Annotated in this window: 17 protein-coding genes; 10 read left to right on the forward strand and 7 right to left on the reverse strand. The window is 43.3% G+C overall.

The genetic code is table 11. The features are described from left to right. Positions 1-18: 18 nt before the first annotated feature. Complete coding sequence (gene deoC / locus ACHAL6_RS14120) at positions 19-675, reverse strand: deoxyribose-phosphate aldolase (protein WP_395271312.1); 657 nt, start codon at positions 673-675, stop codon at positions 19-21. A gap of 232 nt (positions 676-907) precedes the next feature. On the opposite strand from deoC, the gene ACHAL6_RS14125 reads away from it, so the two are divergent. The 5 genes from ACHAL6_RS14125 to ACHAL6_RS14145 all read left to right on the forward strand — a co-directional run bounded on the left by ACHAL6_RS14125 (position 908) and on the right by ACHAL6_RS14145 (position 5,090). Further along, the gene (locus tag ACHAL6_RS14125) at positions 908-1,312 is read left to right on the forward strand and encodes a hypothetical protein (RefSeq protein ID WP_395271313.1); all 405 of its coding nucleotides are present in this window, start codon (positions 908-910) and stop codon (positions 1,310-1,312) included. Positions 1,313-1,425: 113 nt separating this feature from the next. Beyond that, a complete protein-coding gene (locus ACHAL6_RS14130; RefSeq protein ID WP_395271314.1) occupies positions 1,426-3,063 on the forward strand; it encodes a putative manganese-dependent inorganic diphosphatase in 1,638 nt (545 codons plus the stop codon). A gap of 80 nt (positions 3,064-3,143) precedes the next feature. Beyond that, on the forward strand, positions 3,144-3,572 hold the full coding sequence (locus ACHAL6_RS14135; RefSeq protein ID WP_395271315.1) for a DUF1292 domain-containing protein: 429 nt from the start codon (positions 3,144-3,146) through the stop codon (positions 3,570-3,572). A gap of 64 nt (positions 3,573-3,636) precedes the next feature. Further along, on the forward strand, positions 3,637-4,272 hold the full coding sequence (locus tag ACHAL6_RS14140; RefSeq protein ID WP_395271316.1) for an HAD-IB family hydrolase: 636 nt from the start codon (positions 3,637-3,639) through the stop codon (positions 4,270-4,272). A 2-nt stretch (positions 4,273-4,274) separates the two neighbouring features. Next, positions 4,275-5,090, forward strand: coding sequence for an aminotransferase class IV (locus tag ACHAL6_RS14145; RefSeq protein WP_395271317.1), 816 nt, complete (start codon positions 4,275-4,277; stop codon positions 5,088-5,090). A gap of 151 nt (positions 5,091-5,241) precedes the next feature. On the opposite strand, the gene ACHAL6_RS14150 is transcribed toward ACHAL6_RS14145, so the two are convergent. Next, complete coding sequence (locus ACHAL6_RS14150) at positions 5,242-5,424, reverse strand: hypothetical protein (RefSeq protein ID WP_395271318.1); 183 nt, start codon at positions 5,422-5,424, stop codon at positions 5,242-5,244. Positions 5,425-5,616: 192 nt separating this feature from the next. Here ACHAL6_RS14150 and ACHAL6_RS14155 point away from each other — a divergent pair, with 192 nt between their 5' ends. Next, positions 5,617-6,267 (forward strand): winged helix-turn-helix domain-containing protein, encoded by a 651-nt coding sequence (locus ACHAL6_RS14155; protein WP_395271319.1) that lies wholly within the window; start codon positions 5,617-5,619, stop codon positions 6,265-6,267. Positions 6,268-6,331: 64 nt separating this feature from the next. Here the strand turns inward: ACHAL6_RS14155 and ACHAL6_RS14160 are convergent, their stop codons facing one another. From ACHAL6_RS14160 to ACHAL6_RS14170, 3 genes are all read right to left on the reverse strand, one after another. Beyond that, positions 6,332-8,455, reverse strand: a complete 2,124-nt coding sequence (locus tag ACHAL6_RS14160; RefSeq protein ID WP_395271320.1) for a RecQ family ATP-dependent DNA helicase — start codon at positions 8,453-8,455, stop codon at positions 6,332-6,334. Positions 8,456-8,525: 70 nt separating this feature from the next. Continuing rightward, positions 8,526-9,944, reverse strand: coding sequence for an aldehyde dehydrogenase family protein (locus ACHAL6_RS14165; RefSeq protein ID WP_395271321.1), 1,419 nt, complete (start codon positions 9,942-9,944; stop codon positions 8,526-8,528). A gap of 6 nt (positions 9,945-9,950) precedes the next feature. Beyond that, the gene (locus ACHAL6_RS14170; RefSeq protein WP_395271322.1) at positions 9,951-11,306 is read right to left on the reverse strand and encodes an FAD-dependent oxidoreductase; all 1,356 of its coding nucleotides are present in this window, start codon (positions 11,304-11,306) and stop codon (positions 9,951-9,953) included. A gap of 278 nt (positions 11,307-11,584) precedes the next feature. On the opposite strand from ACHAL6_RS14170, the gene ACHAL6_RS14175 reads away from it, so the two are divergent. Then, a complete protein-coding gene (locus ACHAL6_RS14175; protein WP_395271323.1) occupies positions 11,585-12,163 on the forward strand; it encodes an ECF transporter S component in 579 nt (192 codons plus the stop codon). 50 nt (positions 12,164-12,213) lie between these two features. Here the strand turns inward: ACHAL6_RS14175 and ACHAL6_RS14180 are convergent, their stop codons facing one another. Next, positions 12,214-13,767, reverse strand: a complete 1,554-nt coding sequence (locus tag ACHAL6_RS14180; RefSeq protein WP_395271324.1) for a DUF4352 domain-containing protein — start codon at positions 13,765-13,767, stop codon at positions 12,214-12,216. 331 nt (positions 13,768-14,098) lie between these two features. Between ACHAL6_RS14180 and ACHAL6_RS14185 the strand changes: the two genes are divergently transcribed. The 3 genes from ACHAL6_RS14185 (at position 14,099) to ACHAL6_RS14195 (ending at position 16,771) form a co-directional block, all read left to right on the forward strand. Continuing rightward, positions 14,099-15,034 carry an alpha/beta hydrolase gene (locus ACHAL6_RS14185; protein ID WP_395271325.1) on the forward strand — a complete coding sequence of 312 codons (936 nt, stop codon included), beginning with the start codon at positions 14,099-14,101 and terminating at the stop codon, positions 15,032-15,034. Between the two features lie 215 nt (positions 15,035-15,249). Beyond that, a complete protein-coding gene (locus tag ACHAL6_RS14190) occupies positions 15,250-16,494 on the forward strand; it encodes a DNA polymerase thumb domain-containing protein (RefSeq protein ID WP_395271326.1) in 1,245 nt (414 codons plus the stop codon). Positions 16,495-16,507: 13 nt separating this feature from the next. Beyond that, positions 16,508-16,771, forward strand: a complete 264-nt coding sequence (locus tag ACHAL6_RS14195; RefSeq protein WP_395271327.1) for a hypothetical protein — start codon at positions 16,508-16,510, stop codon at positions 16,769-16,771. A gap of 75 nt (positions 16,772-16,846) precedes the next feature. Here the strand turns inward: ACHAL6_RS14195 and ACHAL6_RS14200 are convergent, their stop codons facing one another. Then, positions 16,847-18,502 carry an SH3 domain-containing protein gene (locus tag ACHAL6_RS14200; RefSeq protein ID WP_395271328.1) on the reverse strand — a complete coding sequence of 552 codons (1,656 nt, stop codon included), beginning with the start codon at positions 18,500-18,502 and terminating at the stop codon, positions 16,847-16,849. Between the last annotated feature and the right edge of the window lie 153 nt (positions 18,503-18,655).

An 18,655-nucleotide genomic window follows, 5' to 3' on the forward strand; every position in this document is an offset into this window, starting at 1 on the left:
TGCCAATGTCATTGTTTATTACTGAAGTTCATTCAGAATGGAAACACTTGCGGATAATCCGAGTCTGGTCGCTCCATTTTCGATCATGCCCATGGCATCTTCCAGTGTACGGATTCCACCTGAAGCTTTCACACCCATTTCCGGTCCTACGGTTTTTCTCATCAGCGCGATATCCTCTCTGGTAGCTCCGCCTTTGGAGAAACCTGTTGAAGTCTTGACGAAATCAGCACCTGCATCCTTAGCAAGTTCGCAGGCTTTCACCTTTTCCTCATCTGTAAGAAGACATGTTTCTATGATGACTTTAGTCAGGACACCCTTTGCGGCTAGAACCACTGCACGGATATCTTCCAGCACATACTCATAGTCCTTGTCCTTCAGTTTGCCCACATTGATGACCATATCCACTTCTTCAGCACCGAGCAGAACCGCTTCGTTGGTTTCAAAGCTTTTCGCTTCAGTAGTCATCTGTCCTAAAGGAAATCCGACGACAGTACAGATTTTCGTGTCTGTGCCCTGAAGAAGCTCCTTGGCTTTTACGATATTGCTTGGATTGATGCACACACTGAAGAATTTATGCTCTTTTGCCTCTTCGCAGAGCTTAACCAGTTCCGCTTCCACAGCATCCGGTTTCAGAAGAGTATGATCGATATGTTTTGCTAATGATATTTTATCCATTTAAAGTACCTCCTAGGTCTATTTCCATTATATTTTACCATAGTTTGGCTTTGTTTTAATAGAGCGTCATCAAATTCATGAAAACAGCACACCTGCTGAATCAGAAAGAAAACAGCTGATTCATATTAAATTTTCAATAAATCCTTGAAAACACAAGGATTTTCTAATATACTTTTTCCGGGACTATGTTATAATATACTGTAGCAATCATAGGATAAAGGAGTTTTCAATAATGGGGTTTAAAGATAAATTACAAAAGTACTATGCTGATAATTATATGAAGAAATATGGGGACCGAATCACGCAGGCATACGGTACGGTACTCTCAGTGAAAGTGGAAGAGAAAAAATACCTTTGGATCTTCAATGTACTGAAGGCAACAATCATTCTTAAGCCGGATGGCTCCAAGAACGTTGTCAGAAGTACATACAAGGCTAAAAGATGGTTCAAGAAACCCGATTTCATCGCAGTGAATCAGGGGAATGTCATTCTTCTTCAGGCACTGAAAGGCAAAAAAGGAGCAGACAACAGTGACGTTCTGGAAATCAAGAACATCCGTAATGTCACAACAAGAAAAGATCTGTTCAAGATCGATGCGCCTATGCCCAAGAGACAGGTTCAGTATAAGAGAAAATAACAACGCGGAAGTCTGCACAACTGTTGCAGGCTTCTTTCTTATCAAGTATTATAATGATAATAAAAGATCATCCATGGATATGAGAGATATCCACTGGGTAAGTGGAGGTAAATATGAAGGACACCGTCTATATCACAGGTCATAAAAATCCTGATTCAGATTCCATCTGTGCTGCTCTGGCTTATGCCGAATACAAGAACAAAACAGGTTCTGATCATTATGTGCCTGTCCGATTAGGAGAGATCAACAGGGAAACCTATTTCATCCTCGCCTATTTCGGTGTGGAAGCACCAGAGTACATCGAGGATGTGAGACTGCAGATCAGCGATCTGAATATCGATAAAATCGCACCGATTTCTTCAGAAATCACCTTGAAGATGGCATGGAACATCATGCGTATGAATAACGTCAAGAGTATCCCTGTGGTGGATGAAAACGAAACGCTCAACGGCATCGTATCCGTTTCCAATGTAACGGAAAGCTATATGGACGTCTGGGACAATATGATTCTAGGCAAATCCAAAGTGACAGTGAACAATCTGCTGGACACATTAACCGGTCAGGTACTTCATATGGATAAGGATCGCAAGCATTTCTACGGTAAGATCTACGCCCTTTCCGCTTCTCCTGATGAAGTGAACAGGACCCTGGAAGAAGGCGACATTGTCCTCACCGGAAACCGCAGAGAATCTCTTGAAGGTGCGGTGGAAAGCAAAGTATCCCTGATCATCATCACTGGCTCAGGTGATATGGATGAGGATCTCCTTGAGAAAGCCAAGGAGAACAGAGTCACTGTAATCAATACGCCTTATGACACCTACACCACATCCAGACTCATTTCGCAGTCTGTACCAGTGAACTACGTGATGACCAAGGAAAACATCATGTACTTCTCTTCAGATGACTATATCGGAGATATCCGAAATACCATGGCTGAAACAAGATTCAGAAGCTACCCTGTTGTCAGTGAGGAAAACAAGGTCGTCGGAACCATTTCAAGATTCCATCTGATTTCAGGCAAGAAGAAAAAAGTGATCCTGGTGGACCATAACGAAAAAGGTCAGTCGGTCAAAGGACTGAACGAAGCGGAGATTCTTGAAATCATCGACCATCACAGAGTGGCAGATGTAGCCACATCCACCCCGATCTTCTTCAGAAATGAACCCGTGGGAAGCACATCCACCATTGTGGCCAACATCTTCTTCGAGAACGGAATCAGACCTTCCAAGAAAACCGCAGGTCTGCTTGCGGCGGCAATCATATCCGACACACTGCTTTTCAAGTCCCCTACTTCCACAAACGTGGACAGACTTGTACTGCAGAGACTGGCACAGATAGCGGATATCGATGTGGAGGAATTCGCCCTTGAAATGTTCAAATACGGTACTTCCCTTGCAGGAAAGAGCCCGCAGGAAATCCTGAAGCAGGACTTCAAGGTATTCACCTACGACAGCAGTAAGATCGGCGTATCGCAGGTATATACCATGGACTCCGAGACCATTGACGATCTGAAGGGCACCATTATCGAAACCATGGAAGAGATGACGGAGCATGAAGGATTCGACCTTCAGCTTCTCATTGTCACTGATATCTACAAAGAAGGTTCCGAACTCATTGCGGTGGGAAAACAGAAAGATGTGATCAACAAGGCCTTTGATGTGCAGATGAAGGGAAACTCGGTTTACATCCCTGGTATTCTATCAAGGAAGAAACAGGTAATCCCACCGATTTCCAGTGTGATCAACCGCTAAAGGAAACTTATTTTAAATTTGATTTATCTGCTTAGTTTTTTGTGATAGAATAAGTTGATTAACATAAATGGAGGAATACAATGACAAATTCAATAAATGAAAATACAGAAGAAGTAAAGAGCTGCTGCGGCGGCCACGACAACGAAGGATGCTGCGGTGGCGGTCATCACGAAAAGGAAGACTCCTGCTGCTCCGGTGAAGAGCATAGCTGCAACTGTGGCCATGACCACGACGATCACGATCATCACCATCACGACCATGATCATGACCATGACCATGCACATATGGTGACTTTTGAAAACGAAGACGGTACAACAGAGGAATATCCGATTGTAGACGAATTCGAACTTGATGGTGAGGTTTATGTTCTTGTAATGAATGGAGATGAAACCGTGACTCCTCTTAGAGTTGCTGGTGAGGATGGAGAACTTGTCTTCCTTTCAGAAGAAGAATTTAACACTGTATCCGAGGCATACGAAGCTCTTTCAGAATCTGACGAGCTTCAGTAGGAAGCATTAATACGAAGCGACGAAAACCTTGGGATTTTTCTCAAGGTTTTTTTGTAGGAGGAATATGAAAAAATTAGCACTTTTCGATGTGGATTTTACCCTGACGAAAAAAGAAACCCTGATCGCCTTTTACGCCTATCTTGTGAAAAAGAAACCCGCACTGCTCAGGCATCTGCCCAGAGCCATCGGAAGTGGTCTCCTGTATCAGCTGGGAATCAACAAGGAAAAAAGAACGAAGGAACTTTTTCTTGCTTTTCTGAAGGATCTGCCCATGAAAACAGTGGACAAGCTCACTGATGATTTCATAGAAGACGAACTGAAACACTTCCTGTATGAAGATGGAATCGAAAAAGTGAAAGAGCTGAAAGAAAAAGGATATACCATTGTCCTGACATCGGCTTCACCTGAATTCTATATTCTTAAGCTGAAAGAGGTTTTTGATGCGGATTATGTCATGGGAACCAGATTTCTGGTGAAGGACGGAAACTTCGCCTCGATCATGGATGGAGAAAACAACAAAGGAGCGGAAAAAGTCAGAAGGCTTTTTGAGATCTTCGACAAAGAAACCATTGATTTCGAGGATTCCTATATGTTTTCAGATTCCATGAGCGATGAACCGCTTCTCGCCCTGATGGGTAAACCGTATCTGATCAACTATAAAAAGAAAAACCCGAAATATCCGGTTCTTTATTGGAGGTAAATGTGGATACAATACGTGGCAGCCATGTAACAATGAATAATTCACTGGTGAATGTCAGGGACTTCAGTTACAGACTCAGCAGGAAAAATGTTTATGAAGTCATCCGAATCACAGATGGTACTCCCTTGTTTCTGGAGGATCACCTGGAACGCATGAATCAGTCTCTTGAGATTCTTCAGATGGATTTCAGAAAATCAAAGGAAGAAATCAGCAATCTGATACACCTTCTTGCCAAAAAAAACGGAATCAAAGACGGGAATGTGAAGATTCTAATCAATCATGGACCCGTCACCCACTTCTACATGTACTTCATTCCCCATGTCTATCCCGATAGGATCAGCTATCTCGAGGGCATCAGAACGGGAACCATGGAGATCGAACGTAAAAACCCCAATGCGAAAGTCATCGATCCGGGCTACAAAACCCGTGTGACAGAGTTTATTGAAGAAAACGGGATCTATGAGGCACTGCTTGTGAATTCAGACCATGAAATCACAGAAGGATCAAAGTCCAATGTATTCTTCGTGCTGAATCAGACGCTGTATACGCCACCACTGAAAGATGTGCTGGGTGGAGTCACGAGAAAAAGAATCCTTGATATCGCAGCGGAGCTTAAAATGAATATAGCGGAAGAAGCAGTTCCTGTCACAGACCTGCCTAGAGTGGAAGCGGCCTTTATCAGCGGCACTTCTCCGAAGATTCTCCCTATTTCATCCATTGATGATATGGAGCTGAGCTCTTCTGATCATCCTATGGTGAAGAAGCTTATGGCAGCCTATGAGCAGAAAATCGAAGACGATCTCCTCCGGAACAGATAATACTCAATAGTATAAGAAGAAAAAAATATTTACTGTTCTACAATCAGTTCTATATGCTTCGATAATTATTAAAGTATAGCTTAATAATTCGGCAGAAATGATAAAATAATTTTAAGAAAAAACGACGGTATGTTTACCGTCGTTTTAATGTTTATTCTTCAATTAACTGTTCCGGCTCCATCAGATCTTCTTCCAGAAGATCATCTTCGATAAATTCACCGTATTCATTCACGAATGAATCAATTTCATCTTTATGATCAGAAACCACCTTATAAATCAATGCACCCACTGCCATGGATAATGCGGAAACGGCGAGTATCTTACAAACTTTCATCGGCTTACCTCCTATTTCTTTCTCTTCTTATTCCACTCTATTATATCACAGCTATGATTTAACTTGAAGTCAATAGTCTATATTTATGCATCAGTCTCAGGATATTAAGTTTTTCTTAATTCTATCTTTTTCAGCGATTTCTTTAAATCTACTTTAAAAGTCAGTGTTATTATAGGATGTGAGGTGAAACAGATGCATAAAATACTCATTGCAGGATTTGAAAAAGAAAGCATCATGGCTGAGGTTGCATCATCAGAAAATAATCTGGAAATATTGTTTTCTGACTCCCTAGTGCAGACCCTTGATCTCATAGAGGAACCCATCAATACCTTGATTATCCATGATGAATATTATAAAAAGCATAAAAGCGAATTTGATGAAAATTTAAATAGAAATAACCGGATTAAAGTCTTTATCTTTAATGACAACATAAACGACAGACATCTCAGCAGAATGCAGAATGTGAATTATACAGGATATACCATGAAAGCACACGACATCACCACTGCATTCATGGAAAGCCTGGCCTCATTCTCCATGGATCTCGATGCGTCCTATCAGTATAAAGAGATTACCATCGATTATGAAAGCAAGCAGGTACTGATCAGAAACGAAGCTTTGAATCTTACTCCTATGGAGTATGATCTGTTGGTGTATCTTAAATTACATTCCTGTATGACGCTGTCAAGAAACGAGCTCATACGAGCCGTCTGGGGATATTCGTTCTTAGGCGACTCAAGAACCATTGATACCCACATCAAGTCCCTGAGAAGAAAATTGGGCCCTTACAGATGTCTTGTCAAAACCGTCTGGGGCAAGGGATATAAATTCCAGGAATGCTAATCTGTTCTTCCTAATAACCTTGATAAAGAGGTATGTCTGAGTACTCGGACATACCTCTTCTTTTTCATTTCTTTCGGATTCCGTAATGTTTATAGAAGATCACTTTGATGTCAATATAATCCACATCAATCCCTTCCCTCATCAGATCCTCTTTAATGGGTCTTAATTTATCTGTGCCCAGCTTCTGAACAGAATGAAGAATCTGCTGCTCCAGATGACTCTTATAGAGCGCATCCAGATTCACATCTCTTCCCTTGTCGTGTTCTCTTATGAGCCTGTCCACAACCGTTCCCTGTACGATTCCGAGAATCGTGGCCATCTCTTCCACTGTTTTCCCTTCCTTATGGAGTGAAAATGTATCCCACTGGTCTATGGTATGTTCCGGATCTTTCTGAATCTCTTTTCTGATTTCCTCAAGCTTCCCTTGGCTTTCTCCATATTTCCTGATTTCTTCGAGAAAAATATGTCCGTATTTCAAAGCCTTTGTCCTTCCTACACCGCGTACTTCCATGAATTCTTTTTTTGTTACGGGAATTTTCCTTGCGATATCACGGAGCGTCTCATCATGAAAAATGATATAGGGTGCAATGCCCTCCATCCTTGAGATTTCCCGACGGACCCGCTTCAGTCTAAGGAGCAGCTCTTCATGATAATCCTGCTTCTCTTCTCCTTCTTCTCTTAAAACAATGAATTCTCCCTCTCCCTGGAGCAGATGATTCCCCTTTTCTGTGATGCTCAGCTGCTCTCCATGCTTCACGAGATATGCTTCCTTCTCAAGAAGGGACATGAGTTTGTCCAGATAATATTTTTTATGATTCTTCAGGCTGCCGAAATACCGGTGCGCGCAATATCCCCGTTTCTCCAGCTCTCGTGATCTGCTGCCAAGAAGGAAATCGTAGACCAGATACGCCTCAGAACGTTCTCCCAGAATTCTCATGGCGGCTATGATCTTTCTGCCCAGGACGGTTAAGTTGATGCGGCCTTCCTCAATACAGTTGCTGCAGTTGCCGCAGTTTTCTTTGGCATCATCCGGCGGGAATCCTTTGAAGTAATTCAGGACAAAAGCTCTCAAACAGTTTTCCGTCTTGCCGTACTGGTCCATTACGACAAGCTTTTCCCGCTCTATTTCATACCTTTCCTTTGTAAGATCCGAAATCTGAAGCAGCCTGTTCTGCTTGCTGCTGTCACCCGGTCGATAGATCAGAATGCTTTCACTGTAGCTCTGATCTCTACCTGCCCTTCCCGCTTCCTGATAGAAAGACTCGATATTCTTCGGGATACCCAGATGAATCACATATCTCACATTGGATTTATCGATGCCCATACCAAAGGCGCTGGTTGCAACAACAATATGAATGCGATCAAAGGAGAAATCTTCCTGGACTTTTCTTCTGACAGCATCCTCCAGACCTCCATGATAAAGCCCCGCCTTATGGCCTTCCTGCTGCAGAAGATCTCTCACTTTCTCTGCTTCTTTTTTTCTCTGGCAGTAAATGATCCCCTGCTGCCCCTTCCTTTCATTGATCTGTATCAGAAGTTCACTGACTTCATCCTGTGGCCTCTTCACCCCGAAATAGATGTTTTCACGATTAAGGTCTCCGGTGATGCTGAATGCGTCTTCAAGATGAAGAAGTTCCAGAATGTCAGTTTTCACCGCTTCTGTGGCTGTGGCCGTGAACGCTGTTATCACGGGTCTCTTCTCCAGTGTCCTGATGAAATCATCAATGGTGAGGTAAGAAGGTCTGAAATCGTGACCCCAGATACTGATGCAGTGTGCTTCGTCCACTGCGATCTGCGCCAGTCCGATATCACGAAGCAGGTCCGTGAACCGCTTTAATTTAAGAGATTCCGGAGATACATAGATCAGTTTGTATTTTCCTTTCCTGATATTTCTTTTCCGTTCATTGGATTCTTCAAGGGAAAGAGAAGAGTTGATGTACGTTGCAGGAATCCCCCTGTCCTTAAGTGCATCAACCTGATCTTTCATAAGAGAGATCAGAGGTGAAATGACCAGTGTGGGTCCTTTCATCATCATTGAAGGCACCTGATAGCACAGAGATTTGCCATACCCTGTAGGTAGAATTCCTACCACATCCCTACCGCTTAGAATCTCCTTTATGATTGAGATCTGCTCCTTTTTGAAGGAATTCAGTCCGAAATACTTCTTCAGTATTTTTTGAGGTTCCATTTCTCCACTTCCTTCATGTCATCATAAATACTATTATAGCAAAAGCTGTGCGTTTCCACACAGCTTCTTCTTATTTCAGTATTTTTCTTATGAGCGTTTCTTTCAGATTGGTGATTGGCGGCTCGTTGATCCGCATATTCAGATAACTGGAAGATTTAAGCACGGCTTTTTCATGGCTGAAGGTGTCAAAGGAATATCTCCCATGATATCTTCCGATGCCAGAGTTGCCTACCCCTCCAAAGGTAAGATAGGGAGAGGAGATGTGGAATAGCACATCATTGATGCATCCTCCTCCAAAAGATACTCTCTTAAGGACTTTCTCAGCCAGTGTCCTGTCTTCTGTGAAGACATAGAAAGCAAGCGGTTTCCCCATCGGCTGTATCTCATCGAGTGCTTCATTGATATCCTGATAGCGGATGATCGGTAAAATCGGACCGAAAATCTCTTCCTCCATGGATCTTAATTCCAGATTGTTTTTGACCAGCAAGGTAGGCGACATATAATTCTCTTTCGTGTCCACATCACCGCCATGAATGATATATGCTTTATCCTCTTCCAGAATATCAGAAAGCCGTTTAAGCGCTTTTTTGCTGATGATTCTGGAATAGTCTTTGGACATCTTCGGATTTCCCTTGTAGAATTTCCCGAGATAATGCCTGATCTCCTGCACAAGTTCTTCCATGACATCTTCATGGGCCAATACGTAATCCGGTGCGATGCAGGTCTGTCCGGCATTGAGAAACTTTCCATAGACGATCTTTCTCGCCGCATTCTTTATATTCGCCCTTTTCATGACGATGGCAGGACTTTTCCCGCCCAGTTCCAGGGTTACCGGGGTAAGATTTCTGGAAGCATTTCCCATGATGATTCTACCCGTTGATACACTACCCGTGAAGAAGATATAATCAAAATCTGATGTGGTAAGATTCGTCACCGTCTCCTTTCCACCTTTGACAACTTGAACCATCGTGGACGGAAAGGCTTCATCTATGATCTTTTCAATGACCGCTTCCGTATAAACAGCCTGTTCGGAAGGTTTGATCACAGCATTGTTTCCTGCTGCAATGGCTCCGATGAGCGGCTCCATGAGAAGCTGAAAAGGATAATTGAATGCGGAGATGATAAGCACTGTACCATAGGGTTCTTTATACAGGTATCCCTGGGATAGAATGCTGGCGGTATGTCGTTTCACCATTTTTCTTCTGGCGAAACGCTCAAGATTCTTTATGAAGTAATCAATACTCTGATAAAGAAGTCCGATTTCAGTAATATAGGATTCCGCATGAGATTTCCCCAGATCCTTGTACAGAGCTGTCTGCACTTCCGCTTCATATTTTCTGATGGTGGACTTCAGTTTTCTCAGCAGCTGTTTTCTGAAATGGATGTTCATGGTCTTTCTTGTATGAAAGAATGCCTTCATCTCATGAAGCAGCTCCTCTGCTTCGGATTTCGTCAATTCGTGGTCTTTACTGTTTCTGATTTCTGTCATGTGTATCTATTCCTTCTCTCGTTCAAACTTGGATACCGCTTTTCTTGCTGCTACATTGATGGAGTCCCATACACTGTTCAGAGGTGGTATATACCCGAAGTCCATATAGGCCAGGTCATATATGGTGAGACCTGCATAAACGGCTGTGACCAGCCCTTGAATGCGCAGTGCACTTCCTTCTCTTCCGAAAATCTGCGCACCGGCGATCTTCCCATCTTTCTTTAGATAGGTCAGTTTTATGTACAGCTCGGTGCCGCCGGGATAATAACCCGACTTGTTTCGGGTTCTGACCATGACACTGTCATAATCCAGTCCCAGAAATTCTGCTCTCTGATCATTTACACCCGTCATGGCCATCTCGAACTCAAAAGTCTTCATCATGGAACTTCCCTGAACTCCCCTAAATGGAGGCTCTTTCCCTGCCATGGCATACCCTATGAGCTTTCCTGTTTTATTCGCATTCGTGCCCAACGGCAGATAATTGTTCTTCTCTTCAATATGATTGTAGATCAGTGTGCAGTCACCACCGGCATAAACATCCTCAATACTGGTTCTTCCATAGAGGTCCGTCACAATCGCTCCACGTTCCATTTTCAGGGCTTTTCCGGAAAGAAAATCCGTATTCGGCTTCAGTCCGATGGTTTCAATGACCATATCAACGGGATACTCTCCCTTGTCTGTAATCACTTTTGCAATGAACCCTTTCTCATCCGCTTCTGCATCCAGGACCTTTTCTCCAGTATTGATTTTGTGACCTTCCCCACGCAGCTCCTTGATGATGAGCTCTGAAAACTCCGGATCGTAGATATTCATGACACTTGGCATATACTCGATGACCTGCGTGTCCACCGCTCTGAGCGTCATTGTTTCCAGCAGTTCGAGCCCTTTGTTGCCTCCACCGAGAATGATCGCTCTTTCAGGAGAACTCTTCGCCAGATAGTCTTTGATGGCATTGGCGTCCTTCAGTGTATTCAGCGGGAATACACCTTTCATTCCTTTGAAGATATCCAATCGGTTGCTTCTGGCTCCTGTCGCAATGACAAGTCTGTCATATTTCAGCTCGTATTCGTTGCTGTTGACCAGATTTTTCACTTTCACCAACTTATTCTGAAAATCCACATCTACTGCTTCACTGGATAATCTCAGATCGATACCGTCACTCAGGACACGTTCCCTGCCTCTGGCAATAAGCTTCCTTTCTTCTTCTATGAGGCCTTCTATGTAATATGGGAATCCGCAGGCTCCATAGGAGATGTCTTCTCCTTTTTCAAGTACAGTGATTTCCGCACCTGACACATTTTTCTTTATGCTGTATGCAGCACTTAGTCCAGCTGCAACCGCTCCGATAATTACTACTTTCATTTGTTAGAGTCCCCCCTTTATTATTTGTATGCTAACTTTTCAATATCTCTTAGTATCTATTTTAACATAGCAGAGAGCAGAATATCCGTGATTTCAGATTGTTCAAACAACCTTCATTTTTCACCTTTTCACATGGTATTCATGCATTCTCTATTTACTTTTAATGGAATAGTGCTAAAATAGGCTTAGTCAGTATTCCCAAGGAAACTGAACTTAATTCAAACCCTTAGAAGGTTCCGAATTATATCCCATATAGGAATAAGAACGGAGGAGAACTTATGCAAAAAGAAAAACGAAGGACCATGTTCAAAGCCAGGCAGCTGGCCATTGTAGGTCTATTGTCCGGTATCTCGATCTTTTTATCACTTACACCATTGGGGTTCATTCCCATACTGCCCATCAATCCGACCATCATGCACGTACCTGTAATCATCGGAGCCATCATTGAAGGCCCCATGATCGGTGCATTCATCGGTGGAATCTTCGGACTGTCCAGTATGGTTCGTGCTTTCATGACACCCACCCCTACGAACTTCATCTTCTGGAATCCGATCATCTCCATAGGTGTTCGCATTCTCATCGGTGTAGTTTCGGGTTATGTGTACCGAGCACTGAAGAACCGAAAATACGGTGTAGCCGTTTCCGCTGTTGCGGGAACACTGACAAATACCATTGGTGTTCTGGGACTTGCCTATGTATTCTATCTTTCAAGATATGCCGAGGCATTGGGCATTTCAGAAACTGCAGCAACCACCTTTATTCTGACCGTTGTAGGTACGAATGGTGTGCCTGAGGCGATCATATCCGCGCTGATTGCAGTGCCTGTGGTAGCCGCTTATAAGAAACTGAAGAAGTAGAAATAATGAAAGGAGATGGTTTCCCATCTCCTTTGTTTTATAGTGAAAATCTATAGTCTCTTGTAATCCACATGTTCTTCGAGAACTTCCTTGTCGCTGTACAGATAATCCTCATCCAGCACCATGGTCGGATCTTTTTCCACCGGATTTTCATCTTCCGTCAGAAACAGTACGGAGTAATCAAGGCTTAAGTCCTTAAAGAACAGGATTCCATGTTTCTTCTCCTTGCTGATCTTCAGAAACAGCTTGCCCGTATAGGTTTCGCCAGGTTTTACCGTTACCCTTCCAAGGGTTGTCCCATCTTCATGTTTCGCCATGATATGAACGGAGCGTTTGGTTAAATCGTATAGCTGAAGCTGCATCGGATTAAATGAATAATCTTCAGTTCCTCTGTTATGGACTGTAACCTTATATTCAATCAGCTCCTGATCCTCACCCGTTTCCGATTTCTCAGGCATGATTTTCGCTTTCGCGTTTTCCGCCAGATGTTTCACCTTATCTTTCAGGCCTTCCGCATTCTCTTCCACATCGTCGATCAGTTCCTGTGCACCAAACGGTTCATCCACAAAATTATCGTTCTCTGGTTCAAATGCATCTTCATCATCGAAAGCCATATCATTTTTCATGTATCCATCGGTTTTCTCTTCGATTTCATCAGCAGCTGATGCAACTTTGCTCTTGAGGTCTTCGAATTTCTTCTTCGCTTCATTGGATTTATCTTTTATTTCTTTCTGAACCTCTTCCATGGCTTCGTCTACACTACTCTGCTTCTTGAATCCTTCCAGTTTTTCCTCTGCTTCACTCTTTAAATCTTCTGCTTTCTGCTTCACATTCGGAGCGATTTCATGATCAACCTTTGCCTTTGCAGTTTCGAATTTATCTTCAGCCAGATCCTTGATTTCAACATATTTGTCTTTCGCTTCCATGCTGCCTAGCTTTGTCTGAAGTTTGCCTTCCTCGATCTTGGTGCGAATCTTTTCTCTTACAGCTTCCGTCTTGTCCAGAACCGCTTTCTTGAGATCAAGATCTGCTACAGGTTCACCGTCATCGTCCGGATTAAAAGTGAAGTCACTCTTCGGATTGGAGATGTTCACTACAATATCATCAATCAGCGCATTGCTTCCGGCTTTGTAGACTTTTTTAGGGGTCACCTTCATAGGCTCCACGAACCCGTCTGTTTCAGATTCGATTTCATCTAAATCAAGCTCCGCCCATCTGGTCAGTTTCTCGGAATACTCCTGTTTCAGATTCTCGTTCTTGATCTTATTCTTTTTGTACATTGCATAGGCTGCTGCAGCCGCTGCAGCCACCGCTACGCCAGCTACGATTTTACCTGTGTTTTTCTTACCGCTTTTGCCCTCCAATGCATCGCTGGCATCTTTTCTGCTGCTTCTGGCAAAGCGTACTGCGTCTTCTTTTACGCTGTCTTTTTTCTCAAACAGCTGCTGTGCGCTCTGGGTTCCTTTGTCCATCATATTTGCCAAGGATTCCTTAAGATCTGATGTCGCATCTTTTACTTTCGGAATCATATCTTTAGCCATTCCTTCACCCTTCTTCACTAGTTCTTCGCTCTTTTTTACCATTTTATCCATTTCAAACTTCATAGGATTTTCCCTCCTGTTTATTGTAAATTCAGTCTTTAGACCATTATACATTCAATACTTTAAATATTCAGTATTCGTCTGAAATGTTAATACACTTTTTACACCACGGTCACGGTTTATCGATTTAATAGCAAAATATAGAGCTTTATATGCACTTTTATGTGTATTTATATCATTTTTTCTGCTACTTATCCAGAGCCTTATGACTGTATGTCCTGTCACTTTGCATGATTGTTAATAGACTTTTATCAATTAATCCGACCCGAAAGATTATCATTTTCTTTTTTATCCATTATAATGGTCATATAAGTAAACATTGGAGGTGTTCTTAATGAAGTATATTCCATACATCCTCCTGGGTATTGTCATTTTAGCTGCAGTGTATTTTCTTGTAGTGATTACTCGTTACGTAAACCGCATCTTATACCCTAAAACCAAAACCTATGACATGGCCAGGGAAAAGATCAGGAAACAAGGTTATTATCCTGAAGAATACATCGAATCCTTATCCTATGAACCTCTGAACCTGAAATCCCCTTACGGGTATATGATCAATGGTCGACTATACCCCAACGATTCCGACAGGTATATCATCATCGTCCATGGCATCACCATGAATCTATACGGAGCACTCAAATATCTGCCCTTTTTCTATAAGAAAGGCTTCAATGTTGTGGTATTCGATCTTCGAAATCATGGAGAAACCGGTGGTGACAATACAACCTACGGCTATTTTGAAAAATGGGATCTGAAGACTGTAACAGATCATCTTTTCAGGAGCTTCGGAAAAGACATCAGTGTAGGGCTGCATGGAGAGTCCATGGGTGGAACCATTTCCATGCTCAATATGGCAATGGATAAGCGCATCCGTTTCGGTATTATTGATTGTGCCTTCTCGGATCTGCCGGAACTTCTGCTTTTGAAGCTGCGACAGGACACCAGACTGCACAGCAAAAAGCTGATCAATCTTGTGAATCTCTTCATCAAAATAAGATCAGGGTTTTCCATAGAAGATGTTTCCCCTCTTAAAGAGCTTCCTACGATCAATCAGCCGATTCTTTTTATTCACGGTTCAAAGGATGATTATGTGCCTACCATGATGACGAAAGCCATGTACTCATTCAAGATGGACAAGAAATTCATGTATATTGTGGAAGGTGCTGAGCATGGAACTTCCATGGCAACGTCTCCCGATGAATATGATGAACAAATCACAGCCTTTCTGAATGAAGTCTATCCTAATGATCACTACAGTAAAGGATACTGATAAGACCACTCTGCAGGCAGGTCCGCCGGACCTGCTTTTTCTTTTGATTTTTCTGGTGAATAACCATTGAAGCGCAATGTCTCTCTCCATTTCTTCTGAATTTTAGACCACCGGATCTTTCTCCAAGGTATTCACTTAGAACAATTGTTCTGTTATAATAACATCATAAAGAATGTATGTTCTAATTTTGTTAAAGAAGTATAGGTGAATTAGAAATGGAAAATATTATTTTTCATGTGGATGTGAACTCCGCTTATCTTTCCTGGAACGCCACCTGGGATCTTCAGCATGGAAAAACCCTGGATCTTCGAACGGTTCCTTCCATCGTGGGAGGCGATCCTGAAAGCAGGCATGGCATTGTCCTTGCAAAATCCATTCCAAGCAAGAAATATGGTATAAAAACCGGAGAGACACTTTTTTCCGCGCTGATGAAGTGTCCTGAACTGAAAATCGTCCCCCCCAGATACAGCATCTATTTAAAGGCCAGTGATGCCATGGTGGAAATTCTGCGCGAATATTCCCCTCTCATAGAGCGCTATTCCATTGATGAATGTTTCATGGATATGAGACACCTCACAAAGGAAAACGCGGTAGAGACCGCTGTAGCCCTGAAAAACAGGATCCGCGGGGAACTGGGGTTCACTGTAAATATAGGCATTTCCACAGGGAAGCTTTTAGCCAAGATGGCTTCCGACTTTAAAAAACCGGATCAGGTCCATACCCTATACCAGGAAGAAGTTCAGAAGAAAATGTGGCCCCTGCCTGTCCAGGAGATGTTCATGGTCGGTTCCCGTACCACGGAAAAACTGAAGAAAATGAATATCCATACCATCGGAGATCTTGCGAAAACGGATCCTCAGTTTCTTCATGCGAAATTCAAGAAGTACGGCTATATGATTTCCTGCTACGCCAGAGGAATAGACTCTTCCACCGTGAAAAATGAAGGGACTGTAGAAATGAAAGGTATGGGGAATTCAACAACACTCCCCTTTGATTTCACGGATCGGATCTCCTGCCATAATGTGCTTCTTTCCATAGGGGAAACTCTCGTTCCCAGGCTGAGAGCATCCAGAAAGCTTGTGAAGACGGTATCCATTCATATTCGCAGCAGTGACTTCACGTCTTTTTCCATGCAGAAGACGCTGCCCTTCGCTTCGGATTCCACAAGCCTGCTCATGGCTGCAGCTTGTGAACTCTTCGATGAAATCTGGAATGAAGAACCGGTCAGACATCTTGGAATCTCCTTTTCCCAGCTGAAAGAGAAGGATATCCAGCAGCTTTCTTTTTTTAAAGACAGCAGAGCTGAAAAAATGAATCGCATGGATCAGGTGATTGACATGGTGAGGAAGAATTTCGGGGATGATTCCATCATACGTGCCACTTTCATCAATTCTCCGGTCAAGGCGTTTTCGGGAGGCGTAGTGGAAAAAGACTACATTTTCATGAACAGTCACTTATGAGGGGGGAAACAGCATGAAAGTAATGGCTAAACCTATAGAAATGATAGCCTGGTTTGATTTCAAGGGTCTGATCCACCCTATCCGATTCAGGCTCATCGATGAGGATGGGAAATATAGAACCATTTCCATCAAGAGTATTCAGGCACGCAAGAAGGAAAAGCTCGCAGGAAATCTGATGCAGGTTTTCCTTTGCAGAGGCGTGGTGAACGACAAGGAAGTGCTCTTTGAACTGAAATATGAAAAAGATACGGATCAGTGGACGCTCTTCAAAATGTGAAAAGAAGAAACCCGTCCATGAAAAAGGGCTGTCATTTCTGACAGTCCTTTTTCATGCAACTATTTTCTTTAGATGTTATCTGACCACAATGGCATGGTTTCTTAAGTTGTAGGAATAGGCAAAGCCTGGAATATCCACCCAGTATTCTCTTCTGCCATCCCATGACCATGGGTCAGTCACTCTCAGCTTGTTGGCTTCGGAATCATATCCGGTTACCAGAACCGCATGATTATTTCGAAGAAGAGACTGAATCTCCCCTTCCACATTGTAATTCACATAAACAGGTGCTTCTCTTCTTACAGTGAGATATACCACCACGGGATTATCCGCCAGAATCTCTTTTTTGATATCCTCTACCGTGCTTCCACTGAAGTTCACGGTTCTTCCGGCTCCATAGGTATTGCTGTAATCTGTGAGAGCCTGAGGATAAATCGTAGTCCTTAAACTCAGATCCTGTTTGTAGGGTGATCCCACGAATCCTTTGGCGGGATTAGAAGAATGCTTTGGCATCGCATCCAGAAACTGTCTGTAGGACACATCCCTGGCTATGCCTTTATACTGAAGGGCCATGAGAAGCGCTGTGGCTTCGCATCCTACTGGAGCATAGACGGGGCTCAGCTGGCTGTGGTAAGGGACATTTATGGTCTTATAGACACCCTTGACTTCAGTCAGATAATCTCCGGATGACCATCCGGTTTTTCCGTTATAGATGATGTTATTCCATTTTCCTTCTGTCCCTATGACTTCCACCACTGCGCCTTGGGGAAGAACAAGAATGGATGTATAGCTTGTGCCGGCACCGGCTCTCATATGTAGAGCATGAGTGGTTTTCTTCTGTATCACAGCAGGTGCTGGCACAGTTTCCGCTGGAGGTTCCACGGTTTCAGCTGGTGGCTCCGGAGTCACTACTGCTGGAGGCGTCGCTGGCTCTGCTGCAGGAGCAGCCTTAATAAGCTTCAGGTATTTCCCCGATGCCCATCCGGTTTTTCCATTGTAAGTCACTTTTTTCCACTCTCCATCCTGAACCAGTGTCACAGAAGCGCCCCTAGGCATGACCATGATGGCACTATAGCTCGTTGCCGGACCGGTTCTCATATAGAGATTTCCTGTAGTCTCATAGATCGCACCACTTCCTGCAGGATCTGGTGTCGATGGAGGCGCTTCAGATGGAGGATCCACTGGTCCGCTTACGCTGATCTGCGTGAGATATTTACCTGAAGCCCATCCGGTCTTCCCGTTATAAGTGATTTTCTTCCATGCTCCGCCATCCTCAACCAGTGTTACAGACGCACCCTTGGGCATAACAAGTATGGACTGGTTACTGGTGCCGGGACCTGTTCTCATGTAGAGATTCGCTGTAGTCTTCATGGTCGTTACTGCCGGTGCCGGCGTGGGATTCACTGGAGCAGGCGCTGCAGGAGCTTCTCCTCCGGGATTCTGCGCCGGATTGATCCAGACGCCGGGTGCATTGACGGCTCTTGATATATTGATCATTCCGTTATGAATCTTATAAACATAATAATTGCCTGGCTGATAGGTGGTAACGGAATTGATTTGTCGGGCTGCATTGGCGCTGTCCATATATCCCGGAATCTTTTCGGAAACAGAATAGGTACTGCCCACATCAGGCAGCGGATTTGCGAACACAGCAAGAGATGTCGTGCTCATGGTTCCGACCAGAATTGTTGCACTGATTGCTGCAGACAGCCTTTTCGATATAGTTTTCTTCAACTTAATCCCCCCTTATTTCACAATCTATTGCGTGATCGTTTATAGATAAACGACTTCATGAAATAATTATATCATAGAAACTCTATACCAAACTATGAGTTTACTTACATGAAATGTGAAAATTCCTATAACTACTATAGTATGATTAAAACT

The organism is Proteiniclasticum sp. C24MP (assembly GCF_043951855.1).
Classification (GTDB): Bacteria; Bacillota; Clostridia; order Clostridiales; family Clostridiaceae; genus Proteiniclasticum.

Bases quoted from the DNA above. Each gene is read 5' to 3' on its own strand.
- deoC (WP_395271312.1), bottom strand. From the start codon at position 675: ATGGATAAAATATCATTAGCAAAACATATCGATCATACTCTTCTGAAA.
- ACHAL6_RS14125 (WP_395271313.1), top strand. From the start codon at position 908: ATGGGGTTTAAAGATAAATTACAAAAGTACTATGCTGATAATTATATG.
- ACHAL6_RS14130 (WP_395271314.1), top strand. From the start codon at position 1,426: ATGAAGGACACCGTCTATATCACAGGTCATAAAAATCCTGATTCAGAT.
- ACHAL6_RS14135 (WP_395271315.1), top strand. From the start codon at position 3,144: ATGACAAATTCAATAAATGAAAATACAGAAGAAGTAAAGAGCTGCTGC.
- ACHAL6_RS14140 (WP_395271316.1), top strand. From the start codon at position 3,637: ATGAAAAAATTAGCACTTTTCGATGTGGATTTTACCCTGACGAAAAAA.
- ACHAL6_RS14150 (WP_395271318.1), bottom strand. From the start codon at position 5,424: ATGAAAGTTTGTAAGATACTCGCCGTTTCCGCATTATCCATGGCAGTG.
- ACHAL6_RS14155 (WP_395271319.1), top strand. From the start codon at position 5,617: ATGCATAAAATACTCATTGCAGGATTTGAAAAAGAAAGCATCATGGCT.
- ACHAL6_RS14160 (WP_395271320.1), bottom strand. From the start codon at position 8,455: ATGGAACCTCAAAAAATACTGAAGAAGTATTTCGGACTGAATTCCTTC.
- ACHAL6_RS14165 (WP_395271321.1), bottom strand. From the start codon at position 9,944: ATGACAGAAATCAGAAACAGTAAAGACCACGAATTGACGAAATCCGAA.
- ACHAL6_RS14170 (WP_395271322.1), bottom strand. From the start codon at position 11,306: ATGAAAGTAGTAATTATCGGAGCGGTTGCAGCTGGACTAAGTGCTGCA.
- ACHAL6_RS14175 (WP_395271323.1), top strand. From the start codon at position 11,585: ATGCAAAAAGAAAAACGAAGGACCATGTTCAAAGCCAGGCAGCTGGCC.
- ACHAL6_RS14180 (WP_395271324.1), bottom strand. From the start codon at position 13,767: ATGAAGTTTGAAATGGATAAAATGGTAAAAAAGAGCGAAGAACTAGTG.
- ACHAL6_RS14185 (WP_395271325.1), top strand. From the start codon at position 14,099: ATGAAGTATATTCCATACATCCTCCTGGGTATTGTCATTTTAGCTGCA.
- ACHAL6_RS14190 (WP_395271326.1), top strand. From the start codon at position 15,250: ATGGAAAATATTATTTTTCATGTGGATGTGAACTCCGCTTATCTTTCC.
- ACHAL6_RS14195 (WP_395271327.1), top strand. From the start codon at position 16,508: ATGAAAGTAATGGCTAAACCTATAGAAATGATAGCCTGGTTTGATTTC.